The following is a 23,076-nucleotide window of genomic DNA, read 5'->3' as shown; positions in this document are numbered from 1 at the left end:
CCCAGCTGACACATAGACCAAAACCCCAGGTCAGGGCGCATCAATCGTGTGTGTTCCAGCGTGGGCATGCCCCTGGCGACGGGCAGGGGGCAGCTAACAGGCAGCGCAAAGGGTCAGTGTAGCCACTCGGCTCACTGATGTCCAGACCAGGTTTCCGGCAACCGGCAACAGGCCTTCCCCTTGTAGATCAACGCCGCGGCTCTCGTACACAGAGCGCGTATCAGTACTGCCCTCTTCGTAGTCGATCCATGCCTCGGATCCCCGACCGGAGCCCCGGACCGCGGATCGAGCTGGCGACGGTCCTGAGAATTGCGCGCCGCGTGCCGTTCGTCAAGGCCCCCTGCTCCGTGCGGATCATCTCGGACACCCGGCACGGGGCAACGATGATCACCCTACTCCCCAACGGGAGCTGGGCAAATCAGGCACCGCGGATACGCCGAAGGGCGACCACCCGTGCGGGTGATCGCCCTTGGCAGGGGCCCTGAGGGGCCCCGGGGTGTTACTTGACCTCGACGGAGGCGCCGGCGCCCTTGAGGGCCTCGGCGGCCTTGTCAGCGGCCTCCTTGTTGACCTTCTCGAGGACGGGCTTCGGGGTGCCGTCGACGAGGTCCTTGGCCTCCTTCAGACCCAGGGAGGTCAGCTCGCGCACGACCTTGATGACCTGGATCTTCTTGTCGCCGGCGCCGGTGAGGATGACGTCGAACTCGTCCTTCTCCTCGACGGCCTCGGCGGCCGGGGCACCCGGGACACCGGCGGCAACGGCGACCGGAGCGGCGGCGGTGACGTCGAACTTCTCCTCGAAGGCCTTCACGAACTCGGCGAGCTCGATGAGGGTCATCTCCTCGAACTGAGCGAGCAGGTCGTCCTGAGACAGCTTCGCCATGATGGGCGATCCTTCCACTAATTCGGCTGGTGCCGAGATGTATCGAAAGGCGGGCGTAACGGCCCGCTACGACCCGCGCACTAGGCGGCGCGGATCAATGCGCGAGCCGAATTACTCGGCACCGCCCTGCTCGTCCTGCTTGGCACGAAGCGCTTCCACGGTGCGGACGAGCTTCGAGGGCAGCGCCTGGAAGAGCGCGGCAGTCTGGGACTGCTTGCCCTTCATGGCACCGGCCAGCTTGGCGAGCAGAACCTCGCGGGACTCGAGGTCCGCAAGCTTCTTGATCTCGTCGGCGGACAGCGCCTTGCCGTCAAGGACACCGCCCTTGATGACGAGCTTCGGGTTGTCCTTGGCGAAGTCACGCAGAGCCTTCGCCGACTCCACCGGGTCACCGGTGACGAAGGCGACCGCGGTCGAACCAGCAAGGTGCTCGTCCAGCGCGGTGATCCCGGCCGAGTTGGCCGCAATCTTGGTCAGCGTGTTCTTCACCACGGCGTACTGGGCGTTCCCACCGAGCGAACGGCGCAGCGTCTTGAGCTGCGCAACGGTGAGCCCCGTGTACTCGGTCAGCACAGCGGCGTTCGAGCTGCGGAACATGTCCTCCAGCTCGGCTACCGCGGCAGCCTTGTCGGGCCTTGCCATAGAGCGTCGGCCTCCTTCCGGGTGATGAGGACCGCGCAGAAGGGGCTGGACAAAACAAAGCGCCCCGGGCGCAGGCGCACGGGGCAACGCTCGACCAGGATCGAAATCCTGGGAGCCTTTCCACAGTCACCTGCGCGGGTCGCCCGCTTTCAGCGGATCCTTCGGCCACCGCCCCCTTGCGGGCGCGGCAACGACCAGCGGTCTTTGGCTTCCGTGGAACTGTACGTGACCGCGTCCCGGGAGGGCAAATCACCCTCCCGGGCCGCCACCGGGCCCCGGCCCCGGGCCGGGGGCAGGGCGCGGACGGCGAGGGCCCGTACGGGCGGCGGTCAGCCCTCCTGGGCCAGCTGGGCGAGGTCCACGACCTGGTCGGCCGGCGGGGCCGGGATGTCGACCGGCTTGTTCACGTCGAGGAACTTGACGGTCATGTCCATCGGCCCCGAGGTGCCCTCGCCCCGGGTGCGGAACTGCCTGGTCTGGTGGTTCTCGTCGATCCAGATGTCCATGACGAGGCTCTTGATGCCCTGGGCCTCCAGCGCCTGCAGGTTCTTGCCCCGGCGCTCCTTGGTCTCTGGCGTGCCCGCGGCCGCCTGGGCGGCGCGCAGCTCGTCCAGCGTGACGGTGCCGCTGAGGTGGGTGGTCTTCTGCCCGTCGACGGTCTCCTCGCCGACCGTCTTCAGGTCCTTGGAGGCGCTCATGTCCCCGGCCCTGTCGCCCGGGTTCTCGCCCTGCTGGGCGCCGCCGAGCCGGTCGAGCTTCTTCGCCGTCTCCGGGTCCAGGGACTTGAGGTCGAACTTCAGGTACTTGCCCTCGGAGCCGAGGTACATGGCGCCGTCGAGGAGGCGGACGTCCACGTTCTCGCCGGGCTTCTGGGGGTTGGCCATCTTCATGGACATGGCCACGGAGGGCTTGAGGCGCATGGCGGCCTCGCCGGAGACGGCCTGTCCGCCGACCGTGCCCGCCATGGTGTAGCGGAGGGAGGTGATCTCCGCCGACTTCGCCCTGGTCTTCTCCAGGAGGGCCGCCGGAGTGACCTCGGCCGGCTTCGGCGCGGCCGCGGAGGGCGCTGCCGCGGCGCCGTCCTTCCTGGCGTCCCCGGCGCCCTTGCCGTCCCCGCACGCCGTGGCGCCGCCGGCCAGCAGGACGGCTGCCAGGACCGCCCCGACGGCCTTCTTGCGGTACGCGTTCATCTCTGTTTCCCCACCCCTGATGCAGTTGATCGTCAACCCGCAGGCCGGTCGCACCGGCCACGGGACAGCAGTGACCCTACGCCATGCCTCTGACACTCCTCGCACAGGGATCGGGCGGGAGAAAGCGGAACGGGCCCTCCGCCCCGGTGAGGGGGCGGAGGGCCCGTTCAAGGTGCCACTGGCGGGCCGCAGGGGCGGCCCGGAGCCGTCAGGCTCAGACCGCGGCCGGGTCCTCCTCGACGAGGAGGTTGCGGGTGCGGTTCGGGTCCAGCTGGATGCCGGGGCCCATGGTGGTGGTCAGGGCGGCCTTCTTCAGGTAGCGGCCCTTCGCGGCGGACGGCTTCAGGCGGAGGATCTCCTCCAGGGCCGCACCGTAGTTCTCGACCAGCTGCTCATCGGAGAAGGAGACCTTGCCGATGATGAAGTGCAGGTTCGAGTGCTTGTCGACGCGGAACTCGATCTTGCCGCCCTTGATCTCGGTGACGGCCTTGGCCACGTCCATGGTGACGGTGCCGGTCTTCGGGTTCGGCATCAGGCCACGGGGACCGAGCACGCGGCCGAGGCGGCCGACCTTGCCCATGAGGTCCGGGGTGGCGACAACCGCGTCGAACTCGTTCAGGCGGTTGCCCTTGGCGATCTCGTTGATCAGCTCGTCGTCGCCGACGATGTCGGCGCCGGCGGCAGTCGCGGCCGCAGCACGGTCACCGGTCGCGAAGACCAGGACCCGGGCGGTCTTACCGGTGCCGTGCGGGAGGTTCACGGTGCCGCGGACCATCTGGTCGGCCTTGCGCGGGTCAACGCCCAGGCGGAAGGCGACCTCGACGGTGGCGTCGAACTTGGTGGCGGACGTCTCCTTGGCGAGACGGACGGCCTCGAGCGGGGCGTACAGCTTCTCCCGGTCGACCTTGGCGTCCGCAGCGCGGAGGGTCTTGCTGCGCTTCACTTCTGCTCCTGTTTTTTCGCTTCAGGCATGGAGTCGTGGTCCGGGCCAGCGCCTGGCCCTGCCACTGGGTGGTGCGGGAAGGGGGCTGGTCAGCCCTCGACCGTGACGCCCATCGAGCGCGCGGTGCCGGAGATGATCTTCACGGCGGCGTCGATGTCGTTGGCGTTGAGGTCGGGCATCTTCAGCTCGGCGATCTCGCGGACCTGGGCGGCCGTCAGCTTGGCGACCTTGGTCTTGTGCGGCTCGCCGGAGCCCTTGTCCACGCCCGCGTGCTTCAGGATGAGGCGCGCGGCCGGCGGGGTCTTGGTCACGAAGGTGAAGGAGCGGTCCTCGTAGACCGTGATCTCCACCGGCACGACCATGCCGCGCTGCGACTCGGTCGCGGCGTTGTAGGCCTTGCAGAACTCCATGATGTTGACGCCGTGCTGACCCAGCGCGGGGCCGACCGGCGGGGCCGGGTTGGCGGCACCGGCGTTGATCTGGAGCTTGATAAGCCCCGTGACCTTCTTCTTCTTGGGAGGCATTGCTCTCTCCGGGTCCTAGTGAGAGTTTTCGCCGCCGATCCGGTCATCCGGATGGAGGCATACCGCACCACGATAGCGGGTATCGGTGCGGGGCTCGAAACCGAGCAGGTCAGACGAGCCCCGAGGGGGCTGTCTGACCTGTCCGGAAGCTGTGGTTCAGAAGATCAGTTCTTCTGGATCTGGTCGAAGCTCAGCTCGACCGGGGTCTCGCGGCCGAAGATCTCGACGAGGCCCTTGACCTTCTTCGAGTCCGGGTTGATCTCGTTGATGGTCGCCTGGAGCGTCGCGAACGGGCCGTCGGTCACGGTGACCGAGTCGCCGACCTCGAAGTCGAGGACCTCGATGGTGCGCTTGACGGCGGGCGCGGGCAGCCCGGCCTCCTCGGCGGCCTGCTTGGCGGCCTTCTCCTGCGCCTCCGGGGCGAGCATCTTGACGATCTCGTCCAGGGTCAGCGGGTACGGGTCGTAGGCGTTGCCCACGAAGCCGGTGACGCCGGGGGTGTTGCGGACGACGCCCCAGGACTCGTTCGTCAGGTCCATGCGGACGAGCACGTAGCCGGGCAGCTTGTTCTGCCGGACGTTCTTGCGCTCGCCGTTCTTGATCTGGACGATCTCTTCCTCGGGCACCTCGGCCTGGTAGATGAACTCCTCGACGTTCAGCGAGACGGCGCGCTGCTCCAGGTTGGCCTTCACGCGCTTCTCGTAGCCCGCGTAGGTGTGGATCACGTACCACTCGCCGGGCAGCAGGCGCAGCTCGTCGCGGAGCGCCTGGACCGGGTCGACCGGCTCGGCCTCCTCGGCGGCGCCGGCCTCGTCCTCGGCCGGGGCCTCGGCGGCCTCCTCGGCCGGGGCGGCCTCGTCCTCGGCCTCGACCTCGTCCTCGGCGTGCAGCGCGGCGTCCTCGGTGTCGGCGAGCTCGGCCTCGTCCGGCTCCACAGCGTCTGCCGCCTCGACGGTGTCGAGCTCGTCCTCGACGGACTCGACGGAGTCGTGGCTCGCGTTCAGGTTCGGGTCAGACACGGTGGCTGCTTCTTCCTGGATACAAAAGGTGGTGGAACATGCGAAAAGGGGCGGCACCCATCAAGGCGCCGCCCTCCGCGGGGATCAGCCGAAGACGAACTTGATGGCTTCCTGGAACCCATAGTCAATCACGGTCACCAGACCGATCATGATGACGACGAAGACAATCACCACGGTGGTGTACGTCGAGAGCTGCTTGCGGGTGGGCCAGACGACCTTGCGGAGTTCCGCGACGATCTGGCGGTAGAAGAGCGCGAGCCGGCCCAGAGGACCCTTCTTGCCGCGCTTGCCGCCCTTGCGGGCCTTCTTCTCGCGGGCTTCGTCCTCGGCGTCAGGCTTGTCGATGGAGCCCAGGGCGTCCGTCACGTCTCTCACCTGAATCCGGGTCGGGGCCGTGGCCGCGCCCGGTTGCGCCGCACGGCGTTGCATCGAAGTACGTACCTGCGCACACATCCGAGAAGGAGTGTGGAGCAGGGCCGGAGGGACTCGAACCCCCAACCGCTGGTTTTGGAGACCAGTGCTCTACCAATTGAGCTACGACCCTTTGTGCACCCCAACCTACCGCATCCGGGCGGGTGCACGGAGTGCTCACGCTCTGGAGTGGTCGGCGAGGTCCAACGACAGGTGAGTGTACGTGCTCGAGGCCCTGGCGTCGAACAGAGCGCGTGATCCGGCCGGTCGGTCCGATGTCCGGAACGGTGTGCCGCCGCCGCAGGCGGTCTGGGACGATGGCCGCATGACCTCTGCAACGCCTTCCTCCGAGCGCCGCGTGTCCGCCCGTATCGGCGCCATCTCCGAGTCCGCCACCCTCGCCGTCGACGCCAAGGCCAAGGCCCTGAAGGCCGCCGGGCGCCCGGTCATCGGCTTCGGTGCGGGCGAGCCCGACTTCCCGACCCCCGACTACATCGTCGAGGCGGCGGTCGAGGCCTGCCGCGACCCGAAGTTCCACCGCTACACGCCGGCGGGCGGCCTGCCCGAGCTGAAGAAGGCCATCGCCGAGAAGACCCTGCGCGACTCCGGCTACGAGGTCGACGCCTCGCAGGTCCTGGTCACCAACGGCGGCAAGCAGGCCATCTACAACGCCTTCGCCGCGGTCCTCGACCCGGGTGACGAGGTCATCGTCCCGGCCCCGTACTGGACCACCTACCCGGAGTCCATCCGCCTGGCGGGCGGCGTCCCGGTCGAGGTCGTCGCCGACGAGACCACCGGCTACCGGGTCTCCGTCGAGCAGCTGGAGGCGGCACGCACCGAGCGCACGAAGGTCCTCCTCTTCGTCTCCCCCTCCAACCCGACCGGCGCGGTGTACAGCGAGGAGGACGCGAAGGCGATCGGCGAGTGGGCCGCCGAGCACGGCCTGTGGGTCCTGACGGACGAGATCTACGAGCACCTGGTCTACGGGGACGCGAAGTTCACCTCCCTGCCCGTGCTGGTCCCGGCGCTCCGCGACAAGTGCATCATCGTCAACGGCGTGGCGAAGACGTACGCGATGACCGGCTGGCGCGTGGGCTGGGTCATCGGCCCGCAGGACGTGGTCAAGGCCGCGACCAACCTCCAGTCGCACGCCACCTCCAACGTCTCCAACGTGGCGCAGGTCGCGGCGATCGCCGCCGTCTCGGGCAGCCTGGACGCGGTCGCGGAGATGCGGAAGGCCTTCGACCGCCGCCGCCAGACGATGGTGCGGATGCTGAACGAGATCGACGGCGTGTTCTGCCCGGTCCCCGAGGGCGCCTTCTACGCGTACCCGTCGGTCAAGGAGCTGCTCGGCAAGGAGATCCGCGGCAAGCGCCCGCAGACCTCCGTCGAGCTGGCCGCGCTGATCCTGGACGAGGCCGAGGTCGCGGTCGTCCCCGGCGAGGCCTTCGGCACCCCCGGCTACCTGCGCCTGTCGTACGCCCTGGGCGACGAGGACCTGGTCGAGGGCGTGTCCCGCATCCAGAAGCTCCTGGCCGAGGCCAAGGCCTGACACCCCTCCGGAGCGGCGCCGTCCCCACGAGGGGGCGGCGCCGCTCCGTCGTTTCACCTCCAACCCCGCCAATCCGGCCCCGCAGGCGTTTGAGGCGCGGGGCGGGGGCGAGGCCCCGGGCATTCGAGCCCCGCCGGCGTTTGAGGCGCGGGGTCCGGGGCGGAGCCCCGGGCGGGGGCCGGGGCCGCAGGCCCCGGTTTCGGGAAGGGGGCGGGGTGGGGCACGGCTCCGCGCAGCGGCCCGGCCACCGCCCCCGGTCCTCCGTTCGGGCGGGACCCCGATCGGGAAACCCCTCCCGCAGAGCGCCGCGGTACGGCAGGATCTCCGGATGGAGCACGTACGCGACCTCACGCTTCTGCCGAAAGCCCATCTGCACCTGCACTTCACCGGGTCCATGCGCCCGTCGACCCTGCTGGAGCTCGCCGACAAGTACGGCGTCCGCCTGCCCGACGCGCTGACCGCCGGGGAGCCCCCCAAACTCCGCGCCACCGACGAGCGCGGCTGGTTCCGCTTCCAGCGGCTGTACGACGCCGCCCGGTCGTGCCTGCGGCGTCCGGAGGACATCCACCGGCTGGTGCGGGAGGCGGCGGAGGAGGACGTCCGCGATGGGGCCGGCTGGCTGGAGATCCAGGTCGACCCGACCTCGTACGCCCCGCACCTGGGCGGGCTGATCCCGGCGGTGGAGGTGATCCTCGACGCGGTCGAGTCGGCGTCGCGGGACACGGGGCTCGGGATCCGGGTCCTGCTCGCCGCGAACCGCATGAAGCACCCCCTCGACGCCCGGACGCTGGCCCGCCTCGCCGTCCGGTACGCGGACCGGGGCATCGTCGGCTTCGGGCTGTCGAACGACGAGCGCCGCGGCATGGCCCGCGATTTCGACCGGGCGTTCGCGATCGCCCGGGAGGGCGGTCTGCTGGCGGCGCCGCACGGCGGCGAGCTGACGGGCCCGGCTTCGGTGCGGGACTGCCTGGACGACCTGCACGCCGCGCGGATCGGGCACGGGGTGCGGGCCGCGGAGGATCCGGTGCTGCTGCGGCGGCTGGCGGACGCGGGGGTGACGTGCGAGGTGTGCCCCGCGTCGAACGTGGCGCTCGGGGTGTACGAGCGGCCGGAGGACGTGCCGCTGCGGACGCTGTTCGAGGCGGGGGTGCCGATGGCGCTGGGTGCGGACGACCCGCTGCTGTTCGGGTCGCGGCTGGCCGCGCAGTACGAGATCGCCCGCCGGCACCACGGGTTCACGGACGCGGAGCTGGCGGAGCTGGCCCGCCAGTCGGTGCGGGGGTCGGCCGCGCCGCACGAGGTGCAGGAGAAGCTGCTGGCGGGGATCGACCACTGGCTGGCGCAGTAGCGGCCGCGGGCGGGGTCAGCGGGCGCGGGTGAGGCGGAGGTCGCCCTGCCGGCAGTCGGCGCGGACGCGTGCGCCGTCGTCGAAGGAGAGCTCCAGGCGGGCGCGTCCGGTGCCGGGCCCGGCGAACTCGGCGACGCCCGCGACGGTGGCGCCGGCGTGGGGCAGGAGGGCGTGGTCGCCGAGGTCCTCGCCGACGTCGACGCGGCCCCACTCCCCCACGTCGTACGGCGCGTGGGGGGCGGCGGACTCGACGATGAGGCACCGGTCGGAGCCGGTGCTGATCCGGGTGGAGTCGCCTTCGCTGTCGATGAGCCAGACGTCGAGGGGGGCCTCGGAGCGCTCACCCTCGTAGACGTGCCAGGACGCGACGATCCGGCGGATCGTGCGTCCCACCAGGCGGGCGGGGTCCGTTCCGGCCCCGTGCAGTGGGCAGTGCATGGCGGCGCCGGGGCTCCTTCAGAGGCTGACGCCGACCGTCACCGGCTCGTTGACCAGGGTGACGCCGAAGGCCTCGCGGACGCCGGCGACGACCTCGCGGGCGAGGGCGAGGAGGTCCTCGGTGGTGGCCTCGCCGCGGTTGGTGAGGGCGAGGGTGTGCTTGGTGGAGATGCGGGCGGGGCCGGTGCCGTAGCCCTTGGTGAAGCCGGCCCTGTCGATCAGCCAGGCGGCGCTGGTCTTGGTGCGGCCGTCGCCGGCGGGGTAGGCGGGCGGGACGGTGCCGGTGCCGAGGCGGGCCTCGACGCGGGTGAGGAAGGCTGCGAAGGCCTCGTCGCCGAGGATCGGGTTGTGGAAGAAGGAGCCGGCGGACCAGGTGTCGTGGTCGTCGGGGTCGAGGACCATGCCCTTGCCGGCGCGCAGCCGCAGCACGGTCTCGCGGGCGGCGGCGGCCGGGACGCGGTCGCCGGCCTCGACTCCGAGGGCGCGCGCGGTCTCCGGGTACTTGATCGGCGCGGACATCCCGCCGGCATCCTCCAGGGCGAAGCGGACGCGGAGGACGACGTACCGGTCGGGCTCGTGCTTGAAGAGGCTGTCGCGGTAGGCGAAGGCGCACTGGGCGGCGGTCAGCGTGACCGTCTCGCGCAGGACGCGGTCGTAGGCGACGACCTCCGTGACGGTGTCGCAGACCTCCTGGCCGTACGCGCCGACGTTCTGGATCGGGGTCGCACCGGCGGAGCCGGGGATTCCGGCGAGGCATTCGATGCCGGCGAGGCCGGCGTCGACGGCGCGGGCGACGGCGTCGGACCAGTTCTCGCCGGCGGCGAGCTCCAGGCGGGTGCCGTCGAGGTGGAAGCCGGTGGTGGCGATGCGCAGGGCGGTGCCGTCGAAGCCGCGGTCGCCGATGACCAGGTTGCTGCCGCCGCCGATGACGAGGAGCGGGGTGCCGCTCTCGTCCGCGGCGCGGACGGTCTCGACCACTTCGGCGTCGGTGGTCGCGGTGACCAGCCGGGTGGCGGGGCCGCCGAGGCGGAAGGTGGTCAGGGGGGCGAGGGGGGCGTCGTGGAGTTCCTGCACGGGGACAAGAGTACGGTCCGTGCCCTCCGCATCCCTGCGGGGCCACGGACCGTACGGGTGCCGGGCGGCGGCGCCTCCGCCGGTCAGGCGAGGGCGACGACGGCGCGGGAGCGGCCGAGGACCTTCTGGCCGGCGGCGGTGGCGACGAGGTCGACGCGGACCTGGTTGCCGTCGAGCTTGGCGGCCACCTTGGCGGTGACGTCGATCACGGCGCCGGTGCCGTCGTCGGGGACGACGACGGGGTTGGTGAAGCGGACGCCGTACTCGACGACGGCGCCCGGGTCGCCGGCCCAGTCGGTGACGACGCGGATCGCCTGGGCCATGGTGAACATGCCGTGGGCGATGACGTCGGGCAGGCCGACCTCCTTGGCGAACCTCTCGTTCCAGTGGATCGGGTTGAAGTCGCCGGAGGCGCCGGCGTACTGCACGAGGGTGGCGCGGGTCACGGGGAAGGACGCGGCGGGCAGCTCGGTGCCGACCTCGACGTCGTCGTACTTGATCTGCGCGGTCATCGTCAGGCCTCCTCGGGGGCGCGGGAGACGAGCTTCGTCCACGCCGTCACCACGTGCTCGCCGGTCTCGTCGTGGACCTCGCCGCGGATGTCGATGATGTCGTTGCCGGCCATCGTCTTGACGGCCTCGATGGTGGAGGTCACCGAGAGGCGGTCGCCGGCGCGGACGGGGCGGGTGTAGGCGAACTTCTGGTCGCCGTGCACGACGCGGCTGTAGTCGAGGCCGAGCTGCGGGTCGGCGACGACCTGCCCGGCGGCGGCGAAGGTGATCGCGAACACGAAGGTCGGGGGGGCGATCACGTCCGGGTACCCGGCGGCCTTGGCCGCCTCGGGGTCGGTGTAGACGGGATGGGCGTCCCCGACAGCCACCGCGAATTCGCGGATCTTCTCCCGGCCGACCTCGTAGGGATCGGTGGGCGGGTAGCTCCGCCCGACGAAGGACTGGTCGAGCGCCATGGCTCCCTACCTCCTGGTTGAACAAGTGGAAATGATCGCGGAAACGACACGAGGCCGCCCCCCTTTGCAGGGGACGACCTCATGACGGTGCCTGAATCGGAGACTTCGCCGGTGTCAGCGGGTCTCGCGGTGCGCCGTGTGCGAGTTGCAGCGCGGGCAGTGCTTCTTCATCTCAAGACGGTCCGGGTTGTTGCGCCGGTTCTTCTTGGTGATGTAGTTCCGCTCCTTGCACTCCACGCAGGCCAGCGTGATCTTCGGGCGGACGTCGGTGGCAGCCACGTGAGTGCTCCTTGACGGACTAATGGACGGATCGAACGCATAAAAGAGTAGCCGATCGGGAGACCGACCCCGCAATCGGCTACTGTGGGTAGCGGCGACCGGACTTGAACCGGTGACACAGCGATTATGAGCCGCTTGCTCTACCGACTGAGCTACGCCGCTTTGATGTGATCGGCTCCCCGCCCGAAAGCGGGGGGCCTCTCTCACCAGAGCCCCAATGCGGAATCGAACCGCAGACCTTCTCCTTACCATGGAGACGCTCTACCGACTGAGCTATTGGGGCGAGCGAGGAAGACATTACACGCTTGCCAGCCGATCGCCCAAATCCATTGCCGGGGCCCGCCCGCGGGGGCGTCCGGCGCCGTGCAGCGCAGGGCCGAGGCCGCCCGCGCACCGGCCGTACGGGGGCGGCCCGCCGACACGGCGCGGCCCGGTCCCGGACGGCGTGGGTCAGGCACGATCCGCAGGAGACGCCCTAGGCTCGCCGGAACGCGTGATCTCGGACCGCGGGCCGAAGCCGACCGGTCCAGGACCGCCCCGAGCCCCCCGCAGGAGCGCGATGTCCGACAGCCAGCCGCCGCAGCCGCCCCCGTCCCCCCGCAACGGCCGCGGCGACGGCGGCGGCCAGGCCCCCCGGCCCCCGGGCGGCGGCGCGCCCTCCCCCGGCACCCCGCCCGGCCGCGGCCAGGGGGCGGGGCCGGGGCGCCCCCCGGGCCCCGCGGCGCCCGCCTCCGCCGAGTCCGCCGCCCTGCTGCTGGCCGGCGCCCGCCTTGCCGACGGCCGCCTCGTCGACGTACGGCTCGGCAGCGGCCGCATCCAGGCCGTCGAGCCCGCCGGCAGCCTGCCCTCCGGCGCGTCGGCCCGCGTCGACCTCACCGGCTGGCTGCTGCTGCCCGCCCCCGCCGAGCCGCACGCCCATGGGGACACCGCCCTGACCGCCGACTGCGCCGGGCCCGTCTCCTACGCCCCCGAGGAGGTGCAGCGCCGGGCCACCGAGGCCGCCCTGCTCCAGCTCGGCCACGGTGCCACCGCCGTCCGCTCCCACGTCCGGATCGGCGGCGCGCACGGCCTCGGGCCCCTGGAGGCCGTCCTCCAGGCCCGGCGCTCGCTGCGCGGCCTCACCGACCTGACCGCCGCCGCCGTGCCCCGGCTGCTGACCGGCACGGCCGGCGCGGACGGCCGCGCCATGCTGCGGGACGCCGTCCGCATGGGCGCCGCGGTCGTCGGCGGCTGCCCCGACCTCGACCCGGACCCGGCCGGCCACCTCGAAGCCGTCCTGGACCTCGCCTCCGAGCACGGCTGCCCCGTGGACCTGCACACCGACGGCGGCGACCCGGACCGCCTCGCCCGGATCGCGGCGATGGCCCGCGGGCTGCGGCCCGGCGTGGTGATCGGCCCCTGCGGCGGGCTGTCGCGGCTGCCGCTGGAGGCGGCGCACCGGGCCGCCGACCGGCTGGCCGAGGCGGGCGTACGGGTGACCTGCCTGCCGCAGGGCGACTGCGCGGCCCTGCAGCGGCGCGGATTGCGCACCGCGCCGGTGCGGCTGCTGCGGGCCGCCGGGGTGCGGGTCGCGGCCGGCAGCGGGGCGCTGCGCGACGCCGGGAACCCGGTCGGCCGCGGCGACCCCCTGGAGGCCGCCTACCTGCTGGCCTCGCAGGGCGGGCTGCGGCCCGCGGAGGCGTACGAGGCGGTCGGCTCGGCCGCCCGGGAGGCGATGGGCCTGGCGGAAGTGCGGGTGGAGCCCGGGGCCCCGGCGGAGCTGCTCGCGGTGCGCGGGGACCGGATCGCCGGGGTGTTGTCGCTGGCGTACAGCCGGATCGTGGTGCACCGGGGGCGCGTGGTTGCCCGTACGAGCGCCGTGCGGGAGTACTGCGACTCGGCGGTCGCGGCCGCCCTCGACCTGCCCCGCCAGGGCCGGATGGAGCCGGGCCCCTGAGCGCGCGGCGGCCGTGCGCGGGCGGCCGGGCCCGGCTCGTCGTACGGTCGCCTCATGCGCATCGTCATCGCGGGTGGACACGGTCGGATCGCGCTGCGGCTGGAGCGGCTGCTCGCCGCGCGCGGGTACGGGGTCGCGGGCATCGTCCGCGACCGCACGCAGGAGGACGACCTGCGCGAGGTGGGCGCCGAACCGGTGCTGTGCGACCTGGAGTCGGCCACCGTCGACCACGTGGCGGGCATCCTGGCGGGCGCCGACGTCGCCGTCTTCGCAGCCGGCGCCGGGCCGGGCAGCGGCGCCGCCCGCAAGGACACGGTGGACCGCGGTGCGGCGGTCCTCTTCGCGGACGCGGCGGAACGGGCCGGTGTGCGCCGCTTCCTGATGGTCTCCTCGATGGGCGCGGACGCCCGCCACGAGGGCGACGAGGTGTTCGACGCCTACCTGCGGGCGAAGGGCGAGGCGGACGACCACCTGCGCACCCGCCTCGGCCTAGAGTGGACGGTGCTGCGGCCCGGCTCGCTGCTGGACGAGCCGGGGACCGGCCTGGTGGATTTGGAGGCCGCGACGGGCCCCGGGGCGGTCCCCCGGGACGACGTGGCGGCGGTGCTGGCCGAGCTGGTGGAGACGCCGGCGACGGCGGGCCTGACGCTGGAGCTGGTCTCCGGCCAGGTGCCGGTGCCGGTGGCCGTGAAGGCGGTAGCGGGCAACTGATCGCCGTTTTCTGCCGCCTGAGGGCGGCTCAGAAGTCCGCGGTGACCTTGCCGTCGGAGCGGCCGACGGGGTCCAGCCGGTACGGCTCCTGCGCCGGCCCGCCCAGGATCGCCCCTACGATGGCTGGGATGCCCGCGCCGAGGAGAGCGGCGAGCACACCCACGGCGGGTGAAACGACCAGGGGGCGGGGACGGTGCGGACAGGCCCTGAAGGCTCCGACGTCGAACGGGCGGCGGCGGCAATGGTGTCGGTCCTGACGCCGCACGCCGGCCGGGACTGGACGGTGCGGGCGGGTTCACTCGAATGGTCGTGCTGGACGACGGCGGCGCACGTCGCCCACGACCTGCTCGCGTACGCGGCCCAGGTCGCCGCCCTCCCGACCGGCGGCTACCTCCCCCTGGACCTGCGCGTCCGGCCCTCCGCCCCGCCGGAGGAGGCGCTGCGCGCGGTGGCGGTGTCCGCCCGGCTGCTGCGCACGGCGGTCGACGCGGCAGACCCGGACGCCCGCGCCTGGCACTGGGGCCCCTGCGACCCGGCCGGCTTCGCGGCGATGGGCGTGGCGGAAGTCCTGCTGCACACGTACGACATCACGCGGGGGCTCGGCCTGGCGTGGCTCCCGCCGGCCGACCTGTCGGCGCTGGTGCTGGCCCGCCTCTTCCCGGACGCCCCGGCCGAGGGCCCGCGTCCGGACGCCCTGCTGTGGTCGGCGGGCCGCACGGCCCTCCCGGACCGCCCGCGCCGCACGACCTGGTCCTGGCAGGCGGCCCTGCCGGAGGCCGCCTACGACGTGTCCGGCGGATCAGGGCCTAGGCGGAGTCCATGACGGCCTCGACGATGTTCGAGATCCAGTGCCTGATCCGGTGCCACCGGCTGCAGAACCGCTTCGGCCTGCGCCGCCCACCGCCGACCAGCGGCTTCCCGCACCGCCGGCACAGCCCCGCCCTGTACGTCCTCCCACCCATGGCCCTGACCCTAACGCGCCGCCCCGGAACGCAGAACGGCCCCTGATCGCGTTTCCGCAGATCAGGGGCCGTTCCTCCAGTGTGGCGGCGCCAGGATTCGAACCTGGGTAGGCTACGCCGACGGATTTACAGACTCCTGACGCAGCCCCTTCTGCACCCCCTTTGACCTGCTACTAAGGCCGCTTGGCTGCCCGGGGCGGGAGCCGCCGTCCATGCAGCGTCCTGATCTTGCCGCTCGCAACGGGCCGCCCAGGAGGCACGAAACACGGCAATAAGCCCCCGCGCCTCAGCGCCCGGTGAGAGACTGCCTGCCAACTTGGTCGACCAACGAGGAACCAACCGGTGCGTCGCCATCACGCATAGGGGGGGCGCGTGATCATTCTCGATACGAACGCTGTAAATGATCTCGACCCGCACGGAAGTCGAGCAGACCTGATTCGCATGCTGCGCAAAGCAGGACTCCGCATAGCCGTACCTTGGGTCGTAATTGAGGAACTTACAGCGCACAAGCTGTACGACTATCAGCGACACTTCGACCTCATGTCGCGCAATCACGAGGCCCTTTCGGCACTGGAACCGAATCTCGCCGGCTCACCCCCCACCTACGAAGGCGAGAAATTTGCGAAATATTGGAGGGCCCAGTATTCCGAAATCTTTGCAACAATACCCACGAAAGAAAGTGCACTGAGGGCCGCGGTACTCCGCGAAGCCGCCTGCATGAAGCCAGCCAAAGTGGACAGGAGCAAGAAGTCCGGGGGGAGGGATGTGGCAGTTTGGTTCTCCATCCTGGACTACCTGGATGAGAACCCCGAAGAGTCCATTGATTTCGTCACAAACAACACCAAGGATTTCGGCGACCAGAACGAGTGGCCATTCCCTCTCAACGTAGACCTGAAGGGGAAATCTCATCGAGTACGGCAACTGCTAGATTTCGAGGACGTGCTAAAGCAGTTTGCCGCAGAAGCAGAAGCGCCCCCGCGCATCAGCGAAGAACTGACTAAGCGACTCGCCACCCGTGAAGCCACTTCCGTGATCCATGAAGAGATCAGGAAGATGCTTTCAGGGACTCACCCAAGCCGTACCGTTCGCGACACACTTACGCACGCGACCTTGACTTCGGAACTACAGTCCCTGGGCCCAGTGGAGTGTCGCAAAATCGGGGATTCTCTCTGGTACTGCGCCCCCGCGACGTGGCATCTCTACGTCATTGGGAGCAGCGTAAGCGCTCCATTCATCGCCCAGTGGGACACGTCTGTGCTTTTTCCAGAACAAGAGAATGGAGGGGTTTCTATTCTACGCAGAGGGCGCCTGGCCATGCTGTCTGCCAGCGACCTGACAGAGTCTATGGGGAACGCTCTCTCGAAGGATCTAGCATCACCCCTCGACCCCGAGAATCGAGACACGGTATCAGACAACCTCTCGGCGGATCTCGGTCCGGCATTCCTGCAACGACGCCGAGGACGTTTGGATGAGAGAAGGCCCCGACCCTCACGCCTCCACAACTCCCTTGCGTACACCAGAGGAGTCTTCGAAGCCCTCAAGGGTATCGTCGAGGACGTCGATTACATCTCGGGTCCAGTGGACTATGGCGCCGACATGTTGGTTACCACGCCCGAGGGAACCATCGCCGTGGTAACCAAGGTAGGATTTCAACAATTCACGATCGCCGATTTTCGCACATACGCCTCCGTTCCTCACGAACTTGGTGGCGCCGTACTTATCGTAACAAACCGGCCGACATCTCCGGCCCTTCTTCGATACGTACACGAAACACAGGAATCCCGACCGATCGAGCTTGCCTACTGGGACGGCACGGCAGACGACACAACACTCCGAAACTGTGTAGATTCCCTCAGAGATCTCTTGGACGAGCGCTAATTTAGGAAATGTGCACGCCCAGCGCCAGCATGTGTGCCCGGAAGTCGGCAGTCAGCGCTGCCAGCACCGCTTTCCCCTTTTCCCCCGAGGCCCGCGACGGAAATCCAATTACTCCGGTCTTGGTGTAGGCCCGCATTCCCAGCGTCAGCAGGAATTGGCGCTCGCTTGCATGGTGATCTGCAGCTTCGTAACCAGGTCGGACGAGATCGGGTTCAGCGTGGAGCAGGATCGAGGTTTCGATTTCGCCGGCGTGCATGTCGTCGTGGGCGCTGCTGGACAGGCCTGCGTGTTCGCGGGCCTGGTTCCACTCCCGGCTTTGGGGGAAGAGACTCATCCGCGGTTCGGTCAGGTTGGCTTCCTGAACGATGTTGGAGAGCACGTAGTTGCCGCCATGGGCATTGACCAGCACCAGTTTCCGGATACCGGAAGCTTCCAGGGATGCGGCAATGTCCGTGATGACCGCATGCAGGGTCCGGGCGCTGATGCTGACCGTGCCGGGCCACGTCCCGTGCTCGTGGCTGCACGCGATCGAGATGGGCGGCAGGCTCAGCACGGGGTAGGCGGCGGCGATTTCGCGCGCGATGATGCAGGCGATCGCCGTGTCCGTGATGAGCGGCAGGTACGGTCCGTGCTGCTCGTACGACCCAACCGGGAGTACGGCCACGCGCGGGGCCTGTTCCTGGACGTCGACGGTCGTGATGTTGGGAAGCAGGGTCACAGCTCTCCTCCGGTCGAGTCACCTCGCCCTCATAGTGCCCAGAAGCCGGTTCAGTTCAGCAATCTCCACCAGCTTCTTCCAGGGTTCGAGGAGCGGCTGAAGGCGGAGCAGCTCCGCCAGGATGCGCGCCGAGCCGGTGGCTTGTGCGATGGCCGCGGCTTGCGATGCGGCGTTCAAGGCGCCTTCGAGGTCTTCGAGCCGTGCGTACGCGGTGGATAGGCGAGCCAGGCACAGCCCGCGGTCGCGCTGCTGCTCTGCTGGCCACCGCGTCAGGCTCGCTTCGAGTGTCTGCACTGCTTGGTCCGGCCGGCCGAGCTGGAGCGCGCAGTTCGCCGCCTCCATGTCGATGTACGACAGCGAGCAGTACGGGGCGAGTCCCGCAGGGTCCTGCGCCTGGTCGGCAAGGCGCCGCGCTTCATCGAGCGAGCGAGCGCTCTCGTCGCCGTGCCCAAGCAGCGCGTCCGAGTAGGCACGCGCCCGGAGCGCGACGGCCCGGACGTCGGGGGGTAACTTGCCGGCCTGCCGCAGTGCGGCATTGGCGAGGCCGAGGGCATATCCAGCCTGACCGGCTTCCGCGGCGATGTTGCTCCGCCGCTGGAAAACGTAGGCGCTGAGGCCCGGGTCGTCCAGCTCGGCGGCGTAGTCCAGCGCTCGATTCGTCCACAACATGGCGGCTTGCGAGTCGCCCGTGTCCTGGTGCAACCACCCGAGGAGTTCCGAGTAGCGCGCGCCCACTCGGACCGCGTCGTCACGCAGCGGGCCCTGCGCTTCCTTGCACAGCTCCTCGATCAGCGGCAGCTGACTCTGAACGGCAGGCACAAGGAATCGTGCGCCGACGAGCGGCTCCGCCTGAACATGCTGGACGAAGACGGCCTGCAGGTAGGCCAGAACCCCCGGACTGGCTTCCGGTGAGGCAGAACGCGGGGCAGGAAGCGACGGCAGGGTGTCCAACTGGGAGGGCGCCACCTCCACAGCAAGGCCCAGCTCCATGCGGGTGGCCTGGTAGACCTCGCAGAAGAGCTGCTGGTAGTCCGACCCGGGCTCACGTCGTCCGTTCTCGAACATGGAGAGCTGTGTCTTCAGGCTGGTCCGGGAAGGCAGCTGGATGCCGAGCCGCGGGGCGGCGTCTTCCATGGCGTCCATCAGCTCCGCCTGAGTCCACCCCGCAGCAGCCCGTGCCGCCTGAAGCTTCGTCTTCATCGCTCCCCCGGTGCCGGTGACGCTCTGACGCCCATCATGCCCAAGCAGGCTGCTGACGTGGGGAGTTAACAGGTAACAGGGGCTGACTGTTAACCCTGTCCACTGTGGAACGGCGCGAAATGCGGCCTACTGATTCTCGTCAGACGGGCCCGACCGAGCGGCTTCCAGCCGCTCGACCCGGCCCTGGAGCTCGGAGAGCTGGGAGGTGAGATGAGCAACGTGTTCCTGGAGATCGCGCAGTCCAAGCGCGGTTTCCCGCGCGGTCGGGTCGCCCTTCTTGGGGTCCAGCACGTACGTCCCGCTGCCCTGCCGGCCGACGACCAAGCCGTCTTCGGCGAGCTGCTTGTAGGCGCTCTGGACGGTCATCAGGCCAACCCCGAGTTGCTTCGCAAGCCCCTTCGCTCCAGGCAGGGGGGAGCCGGTCGGGTAGACGCCGGCGCCGATGTCCTTGCGGAACTTCGCGGCGATGTCCTTGGCAGACGGGGGCTTCTCCGGGTTCCAGTCCATGACTAGAGCCTAACCAACCTAGGTCATTTCCAGCACTCGCCGCGGGCCGCTTGACCCAACCAAGCGACCTAGGTAACTTCATCTCAGGCGGGTAACCTAGGTAACTCGCCCCGGTCTCGCATGCCTGGGACCGCAGATCAAGGCGGGGACGCTGCAATCCCGCTGAAGGCCAGGGGACAGGGCTTAGGCCCGACTGGCGAGGTCGCCCGGTGACCGCGAGCAACGGCCGGAGGGTGGGGACACAGGTCCCCCTTGCAGTGCAACTCATGTGCACATCGTCTTTGGAGGTTCGAAGTGATCCGTTCAAGACCCTCGGCCGCTGACCTGCTGGACCGGCGAGTCAGCGTCGCCCTTCGCGTCTTCCCGATCCGCCGCGCAAGCGCACCGGAAACGCCGGTGATTCGCGGAGTCGGGACGCCTCGGCTCTAGAGCCGCGGCCGGTTGCCTCTTCCGCCCGTCCGTCGCTTCGGCGGCGTACGGGCGGGGTGGGGGAGCTGGAGTCTTCCTGCTTCACGGCGAAGCCCCGGTGCGCGAACACCGGGGCTTCTGTTCGGGCCCGTTCCTGGGTGAGAGGAGCAAGACCCAATGAAGTCCATCGTTGCATGTCAGATGCCCGTTACCGCGCTGCCGCCGGAGCTGGAGCCGACGAACGCGGAGCTGGACGCGATCGAGGCGGAGATGCCGATCATCTCGGCCGAGGTCGAGCTGTTGGACGCCCTGATCGCGCTGCTGGACCGGCCGGCGTCGGAGTTCGACGGCCGCCGGATCCGCCGGGCCCACCGGCGGGTACTGGCGGCCCGTCGAGCCGCGGCGAACAAGGCGCCCAGGTCCGCCGGGGAGGTGGCGTGATGGCGCGGGCGCAGATGGTCTGCCGGTCCGGCCAATGGCGCCTGTACGTCATCGAGCACGACCGGTCGGAGTGGCCGACGCACACGTTCACCGGGGCCGCGGTGCCCACACTCGCGGAGCGCTCTGGAGCCCTGGGGGCCCTGGGCTTCGCGTTGCCGGGCGCGGCTGGGTGGTCGTGGGTGGAGGACGCCGAGCAGTACGGCGACCCGGACTCGCCCGTGCTCCTGATCGCCGCGGCGGACGTCGTCCCGGCTGTCGGGGGTGCGGCGTGAGTGCGGGCCAGGTGCTGACCCGGCCGCAGAAGCTGGTTTTGGGGGCGGCGTTCGTGCCGATGCTGGCCACCGGCGCGGCCGGCGGGGCGGGCACGTTCTCCAACATCAAGGGCGCCTACGGCTCCGGGACCGCGCTCGGCGCGGTCGCCGCGGGCGAGGGTGCGACTGCCGTCCTGGCGATCGTGCTGCTCGGCCTGACGCTGCTGGGGCAGTCGGCGCCGCTGGTCATCCGGGCGGGGCTGTGGGCTCTTCCCGCCGCCGCCTCCGTCATGTCGGCGATGGCCGCCACCACACCGGGCGAGATGGTGATCTACGCCCTGACCCCGCTGGGCATGACGGCCAGTGCGGAGGGCGCCGCGTTCCTCGCCCGGCGGATCGTCGTCTACCGCGACGGCCGCGACGCCGAGGCCGAACGCCGGGCGGCCGAAGTGGTGCAGGCGTTGGCCTACCACCGGGCCCGCGCGGCGAACCACCCGGACGAGAAGGTGCGGCGCAGGTCCGACCTTGAGTCGTGGAAGCTGGCGCGGAAGGTCGGCGCCGGTGACCTCGCCTTGGGCGAGAAGCTGCTCGACGTCCAGCGCGACCAGCTCACCGCCGGCGCCGAGGCGGCCCTGTCCGCCATGTTCGCCCCCGCCCCAACCGGGTCGGCCGATCGGGTCCTTCCGGCCGGACCGGTCGAGCCCGGGAGCGGGGTGACGGTGGAGCTGGAGGTCGACCGGTCCACCCGACCGATCGCCCCCGCATATGCGGAGGAACCGGAACAGACCGGCACGGAACGGTTGACCTCTGGCCAGCCGCTTCCCGCCCTTGCCCCCGCCCCCGCCGACCCGGTGCCGGTCGAGGAATCCACCCCGCTAGCTGCGGTCGGGTCGACCGGTCGGGCCGTCGCCGCCGAGCAGTCACCCGCGCGGGTCACCCGCCGGGTCCCGGACGCGGCGAAGTCGACCCAGCCGCGCCGCACCCGCGATGAGCTGCTTGCCGAAGCACGGCAGTTGACGGAGTCGTGGCCGGTGGAGAACCTGACGGCCGACCGGATCCGGCGGGCGGTTCGCACCTCGCCGGAGAAGGGCCGGTGGCTGCGCGAGACCCTGCGGACCGAGCGGGGTGGGGCAGCGTGAGCGGGCTGCGGATCGGTTCCCTGTGTACCGGTTACGGCGGGCTGGACATGGCGGTCCAGTCCGTGTTGGGCGGGACGCTCGCCTGGGTCGCGGACAACGACCCGGGCGCCTCTGCCATCCTCGCCCACCGCTTCCCCCGGGTGCCCAACCTCGGCGACCTGACCGCCGCGGACTGGGGCGGGGTGGAGCCGGTCGACATCGTGTGCGGCGGCTACCCGTGCCAGCCCTTCTCCACTGCCGGCAAACGGAAAGGAACCGCAGATGAGCGGCACATCTGGCCCCGCATCGCGGACGCCCTTCGCGTACTACGACCCCGAGTCGCAGTCTTTGAGAACGTCGCAGGGCACCTTCGACTGGGATTCGACACCGTCCTCGCCGACCTTGCCCGCCTCGGGTTCGATGCGCGGTGGTGCCTTGTACGCGCATCCGAGGTCGGTGCTCCCCACCAGCGCCAGCGGCTCTTCATCCTCGCCGCTGCTCAAGACCCCGACCGCGAACCTCGCGGTCAACGGGGGATCGCAGCACCCGGACAAGCGGAAAGCCGGGGGACACGGCCCGACGCTCGCCGACGAGGTGGAGCACCTGCTGCCGACCCCCGCAGCCCGGGACTGGAAGTCAGGGGAGTCGAACCTCATCGGGACGAACTCCCGGCCGCTGAACGAAGTGGCGACCAACCTCCTGCCGACACCGACGGCGTCCGACGGCGAACGGGCGAGCACGGTCTACGGCCGGGGCAACCCGACGCTGACTGGGGCCGTTTCGCCCCCGCGATCCACCGCTGGGAACACTCCATCGGACGACGTGCCCCCTGGGCAACTGACGATCGCAGTCGCCTGAGCCCCGCCTTCGTCGAGTGGCTGATGGGCCTGCCCGCCGGCCACGTCACCGGCGTGCCCGGCCTCTCCCGCACCGCCCAGCTCAAGGCCCTGGGCAACGGCGTCGTCCCCCAGCAGGCCACCGCCGCTCTTCACGCCCTGCTCGGCGCGAACCCGCTGCCGATGACCGCCTGACCCCGGAAGGGAGTCCCGTGAACCACCTTCCCGAACCCGCCCAGCCGCCCACTGTGATCAAGCTCCCGGACGGCACGCACGTCTACGCCGACCAGCTCCCCGCCACGTTCCAGACGCCGCAGGTCGTGCACCAGCACATCCACCAGGCCCCGCCCGACCGGACCGTGCAGCGGATCGCGCTCGGCGCCGGGGTCGGCGCCGGCGCGGTCACGGCCGGCGTCTACTTCGGCCCCCTCCTGATCGGCGCCCTGACCGCGATCGCCGCCAACCTCGCGATGCTCGCCTTCCTCGCCCTGGTCCTCGGCTGGGGTGTCCACACGGTTGTGAAGTCCGTCGGCGGCCCGGAGGGCACGCAGGCCGCGAAGAACATCGCCAAGGCCAGCCGAAGGGGGAAGTGATGTTCGCTGCCGGAGACCGCGTGCTCGTCGTCGCGTGTGAGGACGACCCGCGGGCCGTGGGCCGGACGGGCCGGATCCTCGACGAGGTCCCGCCCGGCCCGCTCACCAACGGCCGGTGGACGGTCGCCGGCCTCGGCTTCCTGATCGCCCCGGTCCTCTGCCACGCCCACGAGCTGAAGAAGACCCGCTGACGCAGGCCTGACGGCTGCCCGATCCGCCCGGCCCCGGTGCCGGGTGGTGAGGGGAG

Annotated in this window: 29 protein-coding genes, 3 tRNA genes and 1 pseudogene; 14 read left to right on the top strand and 19 right to left on the bottom strand. The window is 70.5% G+C overall.

Annotated features, from left to right (window positions below):
* Positions 1–499: 499 nt before the first annotated feature.
* From rplL to ACZ462_RS28835, 8 genes are all read right to left on the bottom strand, one after another.
* Complete coding sequence (gene rplL / locus ACZ462_RS28870) at positions 500–883, bottom strand: 50S ribosomal protein L7/L12 (RefSeq protein ID WP_114053721.1); 384 nt, start codon at positions 881–883, stop codon at positions 500–502.
* A 111-nt stretch (positions 884–994) separates the two neighbouring features.
* A complete protein-coding gene (gene rplJ / locus ACZ462_RS28865) occupies positions 995–1,525 on the bottom strand; it encodes a 50S ribosomal protein L10 (protein ID WP_114053720.1) in 531 nt (176 codons plus the stop codon).
* 329 nt (positions 1,526–1,854) lie between these two features.
* The gene (locus ACZ462_RS28860; RefSeq protein WP_467808413.1) at positions 1,855–2,715 is read right to left on the bottom strand and encodes an SCO4651 family lipoprotein; all 861 of its coding nucleotides are present in this window, start codon (positions 2,713–2,715) and stop codon (positions 1,855–1,857) included.
* 214 nt (positions 2,716–2,929) lie between these two features.
* Complete coding sequence (rplA, locus tag ACZ462_RS28855; protein WP_114053718.1) at positions 2,930–3,658, bottom strand: 50S ribosomal protein L1; 729 nt, start codon at positions 3,656–3,658, stop codon at positions 2,930–2,932.
* A gap of 89 nt (positions 3,659–3,747) precedes the next feature.
* Positions 3,748–4,182, bottom strand: a complete 435-nt coding sequence (gene rplK / locus ACZ462_RS28850; RefSeq protein WP_467808412.1) for a 50S ribosomal protein L11 — start codon at positions 4,180–4,182, stop codon at positions 3,748–3,750.
* Between the two features lie 164 nt (positions 4,183–4,346).
* Entirely contained in the window at positions 4,347–5,201 is an 855-nt protein-coding gene (gene nusG, locus ACZ462_RS28845) for a transcription termination/antitermination protein NusG (RefSeq protein ID WP_467808411.1), read from the bottom strand.
* A gap of 84 nt (positions 5,202–5,285) precedes the next feature.
* Entirely contained in the window at positions 5,286–5,567 is a 282-nt protein-coding gene (gene secE / locus ACZ462_RS28840; protein ID WP_114053715.1) for a preprotein translocase subunit SecE, read from the bottom strand.
* Between the two features lie 105 nt (positions 5,568–5,672).
* Positions 5,673–5,745, bottom strand: a tRNA-Trp gene (locus ACZ462_RS28835).
* Positions 5,746–5,937: 192 nt separating this feature from the next.
* Here ACZ462_RS28835 and ACZ462_RS28830 point away from each other — a divergent pair.
* Entirely contained in the window at positions 5,938–7,164 is a 1,227-nt protein-coding gene (locus tag ACZ462_RS28830) for a pyridoxal phosphate-dependent aminotransferase (protein WP_467808409.1), read from the top strand.
* A gap of 328 nt (positions 7,165–7,492) precedes the next feature.
* Positions 7,493–8,512, top strand: coding sequence for an adenosine deaminase (locus ACZ462_RS28825; protein WP_467807162.1), 1,020 nt, complete (start codon positions 7,493–7,495; stop codon positions 8,510–8,512).
* Positions 8,513–8,527: 15 nt separating this feature from the next.
* Here the strand turns inward: ACZ462_RS28825 and ACZ462_RS28820 are convergent, their stop codons facing one another.
* The 7 genes from ACZ462_RS28820 to ACZ462_RS28790 form a co-directional block, all read right to left on the bottom strand.
* Positions 8,528–8,950: a hypothetical protein gene (locus ACZ462_RS28820; protein ID WP_467807161.1), complete on the bottom strand. Its 423-nt coding sequence runs from the start codon at positions 8,948–8,950 to the stop codon at positions 8,528–8,530.
* 18 nt (positions 8,951–8,968) lie between these two features.
* A complete protein-coding gene (locus tag ACZ462_RS28815; RefSeq protein WP_467807167.1) occupies positions 8,969–10,111 on the bottom strand; it encodes a UDP-N-acetylmuramate dehydrogenase in 1,143 nt (380 codons plus the stop codon).
* Entirely contained in the window at positions 10,108–10,536 is a 429-nt protein-coding gene (locus ACZ462_RS28810) for a MaoC family dehydratase (RefSeq protein WP_114053710.1), read from the bottom strand. The genes ACZ462_RS28815 and ACZ462_RS28810 overlap by 4 nt, the downstream gene beginning before the upstream one ends.
* A 2-nt stretch (positions 10,537–10,538) precedes the next feature.
* Entirely contained in the window at positions 10,539–10,991 is a 453-nt protein-coding gene (locus tag ACZ462_RS28805; protein ID WP_437083951.1) for an FAS1-like dehydratase domain-containing protein, read from the bottom strand.
* A 114-nt stretch (positions 10,992–11,105) separates the two neighbouring features.
* The gene (rpmG, locus tag ACZ462_RS28800) at positions 11,106–11,270 is read right to left on the bottom strand and encodes a 50S ribosomal protein L33 (protein ID WP_003956487.1); all 165 of its coding nucleotides are present in this window, start codon (positions 11,268–11,270) and stop codon (positions 11,106–11,108) included.
* An 89-nt stretch (positions 11,271–11,359) separates the two neighbouring features.
* Positions 11,360–11,432: transfer RNA gene (locus ACZ462_RS28795), tRNA-Met, on the bottom strand.
* Positions 11,433–11,480: 48 nt separating this feature from the next.
* Positions 11,481–11,553, bottom strand: a tRNA-Thr gene (locus ACZ462_RS28790).
* Positions 11,554–11,829: 276 nt separating this feature from the next.
* Between ACZ462_RS28790 and ACZ462_RS28785 the strand changes: the two genes are divergently transcribed.
* Complete coding sequence (locus ACZ462_RS28785; protein WP_467807159.1) at positions 11,830–13,206, top strand: amidohydrolase family protein; 1,377 nt, start codon at positions 11,830–11,832, stop codon at positions 13,204–13,206.
* Positions 13,207–13,260: 54 nt separating this feature from the next.
* Positions 13,261–13,917, top strand: coding sequence for an SDR family oxidoreductase (locus ACZ462_RS28780; protein WP_467807158.1), 657 nt, complete (start codon positions 13,261–13,263; stop codon positions 13,915–13,917).
* A gap of 28 nt (positions 13,918–13,945) precedes the next feature.
* Here the strand turns inward: ACZ462_RS28780 and ACZ462_RS28775 are convergent, their stop codons facing one another.
* On the bottom strand, positions 13,946–14,074 hold the full coding sequence (locus ACZ462_RS28775) for a hypothetical protein (RefSeq protein ID WP_467807157.1): 129 nt from the start codon (positions 14,072–14,074) through the stop codon (positions 13,946–13,948).
* A 36-nt stretch (positions 14,075–14,110) separates the two neighbouring features.
* On the opposite strand from ACZ462_RS28775, the gene ACZ462_RS28770 reads away from it, so the two are divergent.
* The 3 genes from ACZ462_RS28770 to ACZ462_RS28760 all read left to right on the top strand — a co-directional run bounded on the left by ACZ462_RS28770 (position 14,111) and on the right by ACZ462_RS28760 (position 16,757).
* Positions 14,111–14,740 (top strand): maleylpyruvate isomerase N-terminal domain-containing protein, encoded by a 630-nt coding sequence (locus ACZ462_RS28770; protein ID WP_467807156.1) that lies wholly within the window; start codon positions 14,111–14,113, stop codon positions 14,738–14,740.
* Complete coding sequence (locus ACZ462_RS28765) at positions 14,737–14,925, top strand: hypothetical protein (RefSeq protein WP_467807154.1); 189 nt, start codon at positions 14,737–14,739, stop codon at positions 14,923–14,925. The genes ACZ462_RS28770 and ACZ462_RS28765 overlap by 4 nt, the downstream gene beginning before the upstream one ends.
* A 326-nt stretch (positions 14,926–15,251) precedes the next feature.
* On the top strand, positions 15,252–16,757 hold the full coding sequence (locus tag ACZ462_RS28760) for a PIN domain-containing protein (RefSeq protein WP_467807153.1): 1,506 nt from the start codon (positions 15,252–15,254) through the stop codon (positions 16,755–16,757).
* 1 nt (position 16,758) lies between these two features.
* On the opposite strand, the gene ACZ462_RS28755 is transcribed toward ACZ462_RS28760, so the two are convergent.
* The 3 genes from ACZ462_RS28755 to ACZ462_RS28745 all read right to left on the bottom strand — a co-directional run bounded on the left by ACZ462_RS28755 (position 16,759) and on the right by ACZ462_RS28745 (position 19,182).
* Complete coding sequence (locus tag ACZ462_RS28755) at positions 16,759–17,475, bottom strand: creatininase family protein (protein ID WP_467807152.1); 717 nt, start codon at positions 17,473–17,475, stop codon at positions 16,759–16,761.
* 18 nt (positions 17,476–17,493) lie between these two features.
* Positions 17,494–18,675 (bottom strand): hypothetical protein, encoded by a 1,182-nt coding sequence (locus ACZ462_RS28750; RefSeq protein WP_467807151.1) that lies wholly within the window; start codon positions 18,673–18,675, stop codon positions 17,494–17,496.
* Positions 18,676–18,801: 126 nt separating this feature from the next.
* Positions 18,802–19,182, bottom strand: a complete 381-nt coding sequence (locus tag ACZ462_RS28745; protein ID WP_030773723.1) for a GntR family transcriptional regulator — start codon at positions 19,180–19,182, stop codon at positions 18,802–18,804.
* 585 nt (positions 19,183–19,767) lie between these two features.
* Between ACZ462_RS28745 and ACZ462_RS28740 the strand changes: the two genes are divergently transcribed.
* The 7 genes and pseudogenes from ACZ462_RS28740 to ACZ462_RS28710 all read left to right on the top strand — a co-directional run bounded on the left by ACZ462_RS28740 (position 19,768) and on the right by ACZ462_RS28710 (position 23,020).
* Entirely contained in the window at positions 19,768–20,031 is a 264-nt protein-coding gene (locus tag ACZ462_RS28740; RefSeq protein ID WP_467807150.1) for a DUF6284 family protein, read from the top strand.
* The gene (locus ACZ462_RS28735) at positions 20,031–20,303 is read left to right on the top strand and encodes a DUF6303 family protein (protein WP_467807149.1); all 273 of its coding nucleotides are present in this window, start codon (positions 20,031–20,033) and stop codon (positions 20,301–20,303) included. The genes ACZ462_RS28740 and ACZ462_RS28735 overlap by 1 nt, the downstream gene beginning before the upstream one ends.
* A complete protein-coding gene (locus ACZ462_RS28730) occupies positions 20,300–21,421 on the top strand; it encodes a conjugal transfer protein (RefSeq protein WP_467807148.1) in 1,122 nt (373 codons plus the stop codon). The genes ACZ462_RS28735 and ACZ462_RS28730 overlap by 4 nt, the downstream gene beginning before the upstream one ends.
* A 47-nt stretch (positions 21,422–21,468) precedes the next feature.
* Positions 21,469–21,852 (top strand): annotated as a pseudogene (locus ACZ462_RS28725) (DNA cytosine methyltransferase); the annotation flags it as partial.
* A gap of 429 nt (positions 21,853–22,281) precedes the next feature.
* Positions 22,282–22,431: a hypothetical protein gene (locus tag ACZ462_RS28720; protein ID WP_467807168.1), complete on the top strand. Its 150-nt coding sequence runs from the start codon at positions 22,282–22,284 to the stop codon at positions 22,429–22,431.
* Between the two features lie 17 nt (positions 22,432–22,448).
* Complete coding sequence (locus ACZ462_RS28715) at positions 22,449–22,829, top strand: DUF6251 family protein (protein ID WP_467807147.1); 381 nt, start codon at positions 22,449–22,451, stop codon at positions 22,827–22,829.
* Positions 22,829–23,020, top strand: a complete 192-nt coding sequence (locus tag ACZ462_RS28710) for a hypothetical protein (protein WP_467807146.1) — start codon at positions 22,829–22,831, stop codon at positions 23,018–23,020. Before ACZ462_RS28715 ends, ACZ462_RS28710 begins: the two co-directional genes overlap by 1 nt.
* Positions 23,021–23,076 lie beyond the last annotated feature (56 nt).

It is taken from the genome of Streptomyces sp. NPDC031121, from assembly GCF_055570615.1.
This window is presented reverse-complemented; position numbering and strand designations above follow the sequence as displayed.

Bases quoted from the DNA above. Each gene is read 5' to 3' on its own strand.
- ACZ462_RS28825 (WP_467807162.1), top strand. From the start codon at position 7,493: ATGGAGCACGTACGCGACCTCACGCTTCTGCCGAAAGCCCATCTGCAC.
- ACZ462_RS28780 (WP_467807158.1), top strand. From the start codon at position 13,261: ATGCGCATCGTCATCGCGGGTGGACACGGTCGGATCGCGCTGCGGCTG.
- ACZ462_RS28750 (WP_467807151.1), bottom strand. From the start codon at position 18,675: ATGAAGACGAAGCTTCAGGCGGCACGGGCTGCTGCGGGGTGGACTCAG.
- ACZ462_RS28785 (WP_467807159.1), top strand. From the start codon at position 11,830: ATGTCCGACAGCCAGCCGCCGCAGCCGCCCCCGTCCCCCCGCAACGGC.
- rplL (WP_114053721.1), bottom strand. From the start codon at position 883: ATGGCGAAGCTGTCTCAGGACGACCTGCTCGCTCAGTTCGAGGAGATG.
- ACZ462_RS28860 (WP_467808413.1), bottom strand. From the start codon at position 2,715: ATGAACGCGTACCGCAAGAAGGCCGTCGGGGCGGTCCTGGCAGCCGTC.
- ACZ462_RS28740 (WP_467807150.1), top strand. From the start codon at position 19,768: ATGAAGTCCATCGTTGCATGTCAGATGCCCGTTACCGCGCTGCCGCCG.
- ACZ462_RS28830 (WP_467808409.1), top strand. From the start codon at position 5,938: ATGACCTCTGCAACGCCTTCCTCCGAGCGCCGCGTGTCCGCCCGTATC.
- ACZ462_RS28810 (WP_114053710.1), bottom strand. From the start codon at position 10,536: ATGACCGCGCAGATCAAGTACGACGACGTCGAGGTCGGCACCGAGCTG.
- ACZ462_RS28765 (WP_467807154.1), top strand. From the start codon at position 14,737: ATGACGGCCTCGACGATGTTCGAGATCCAGTGCCTGATCCGGTGCCAC.
- ACZ462_RS28820 (WP_467807161.1), bottom strand. From the start codon at position 8,950: ATGCACTGCCCACTGCACGGGGCCGGAACGGACCCCGCCCGCCTGGTG.
- ACZ462_RS28720 (WP_467807168.1), top strand. From the start codon at position 22,282: ATGGGCCTGCCCGCCGGCCACGTCACCGGCGTGCCCGGCCTCTCCCGC.
- rplK (WP_467808412.1), bottom strand. From the start codon at position 4,182: ATGCCTCCCAAGAAGAAGAAGGTCACGGGGCTTATCAAGCTCCAGATC.
- ACZ462_RS28745 (WP_030773723.1), bottom strand. From the start codon at position 19,182: ATGGACTGGAACCCGGAGAAGCCCCCGTCTGCCAAGGACATCGCCGCG.
- ACZ462_RS28805 (WP_437083951.1), bottom strand. From the start codon at position 10,991: ATGGCGCTCGACCAGTCCTTCGTCGGGCGGAGCTACCCGCCCACCGAT.
- ACZ462_RS28710 (WP_467807146.1), top strand. From the start codon at position 22,829: ATGTTCGCTGCCGGAGACCGCGTGCTCGTCGTCGCGTGTGAGGACGAC.
- ACZ462_RS28735 (WP_467807149.1), top strand. From the start codon at position 20,031: ATGGCGCGGGCGCAGATGGTCTGCCGGTCCGGCCAATGGCGCCTGTAC.
- rplJ (WP_114053720.1), bottom strand. From the start codon at position 1,525: ATGGCAAGGCCCGACAAGGCTGCCGCGGTAGCCGAGCTGGAGGACATG.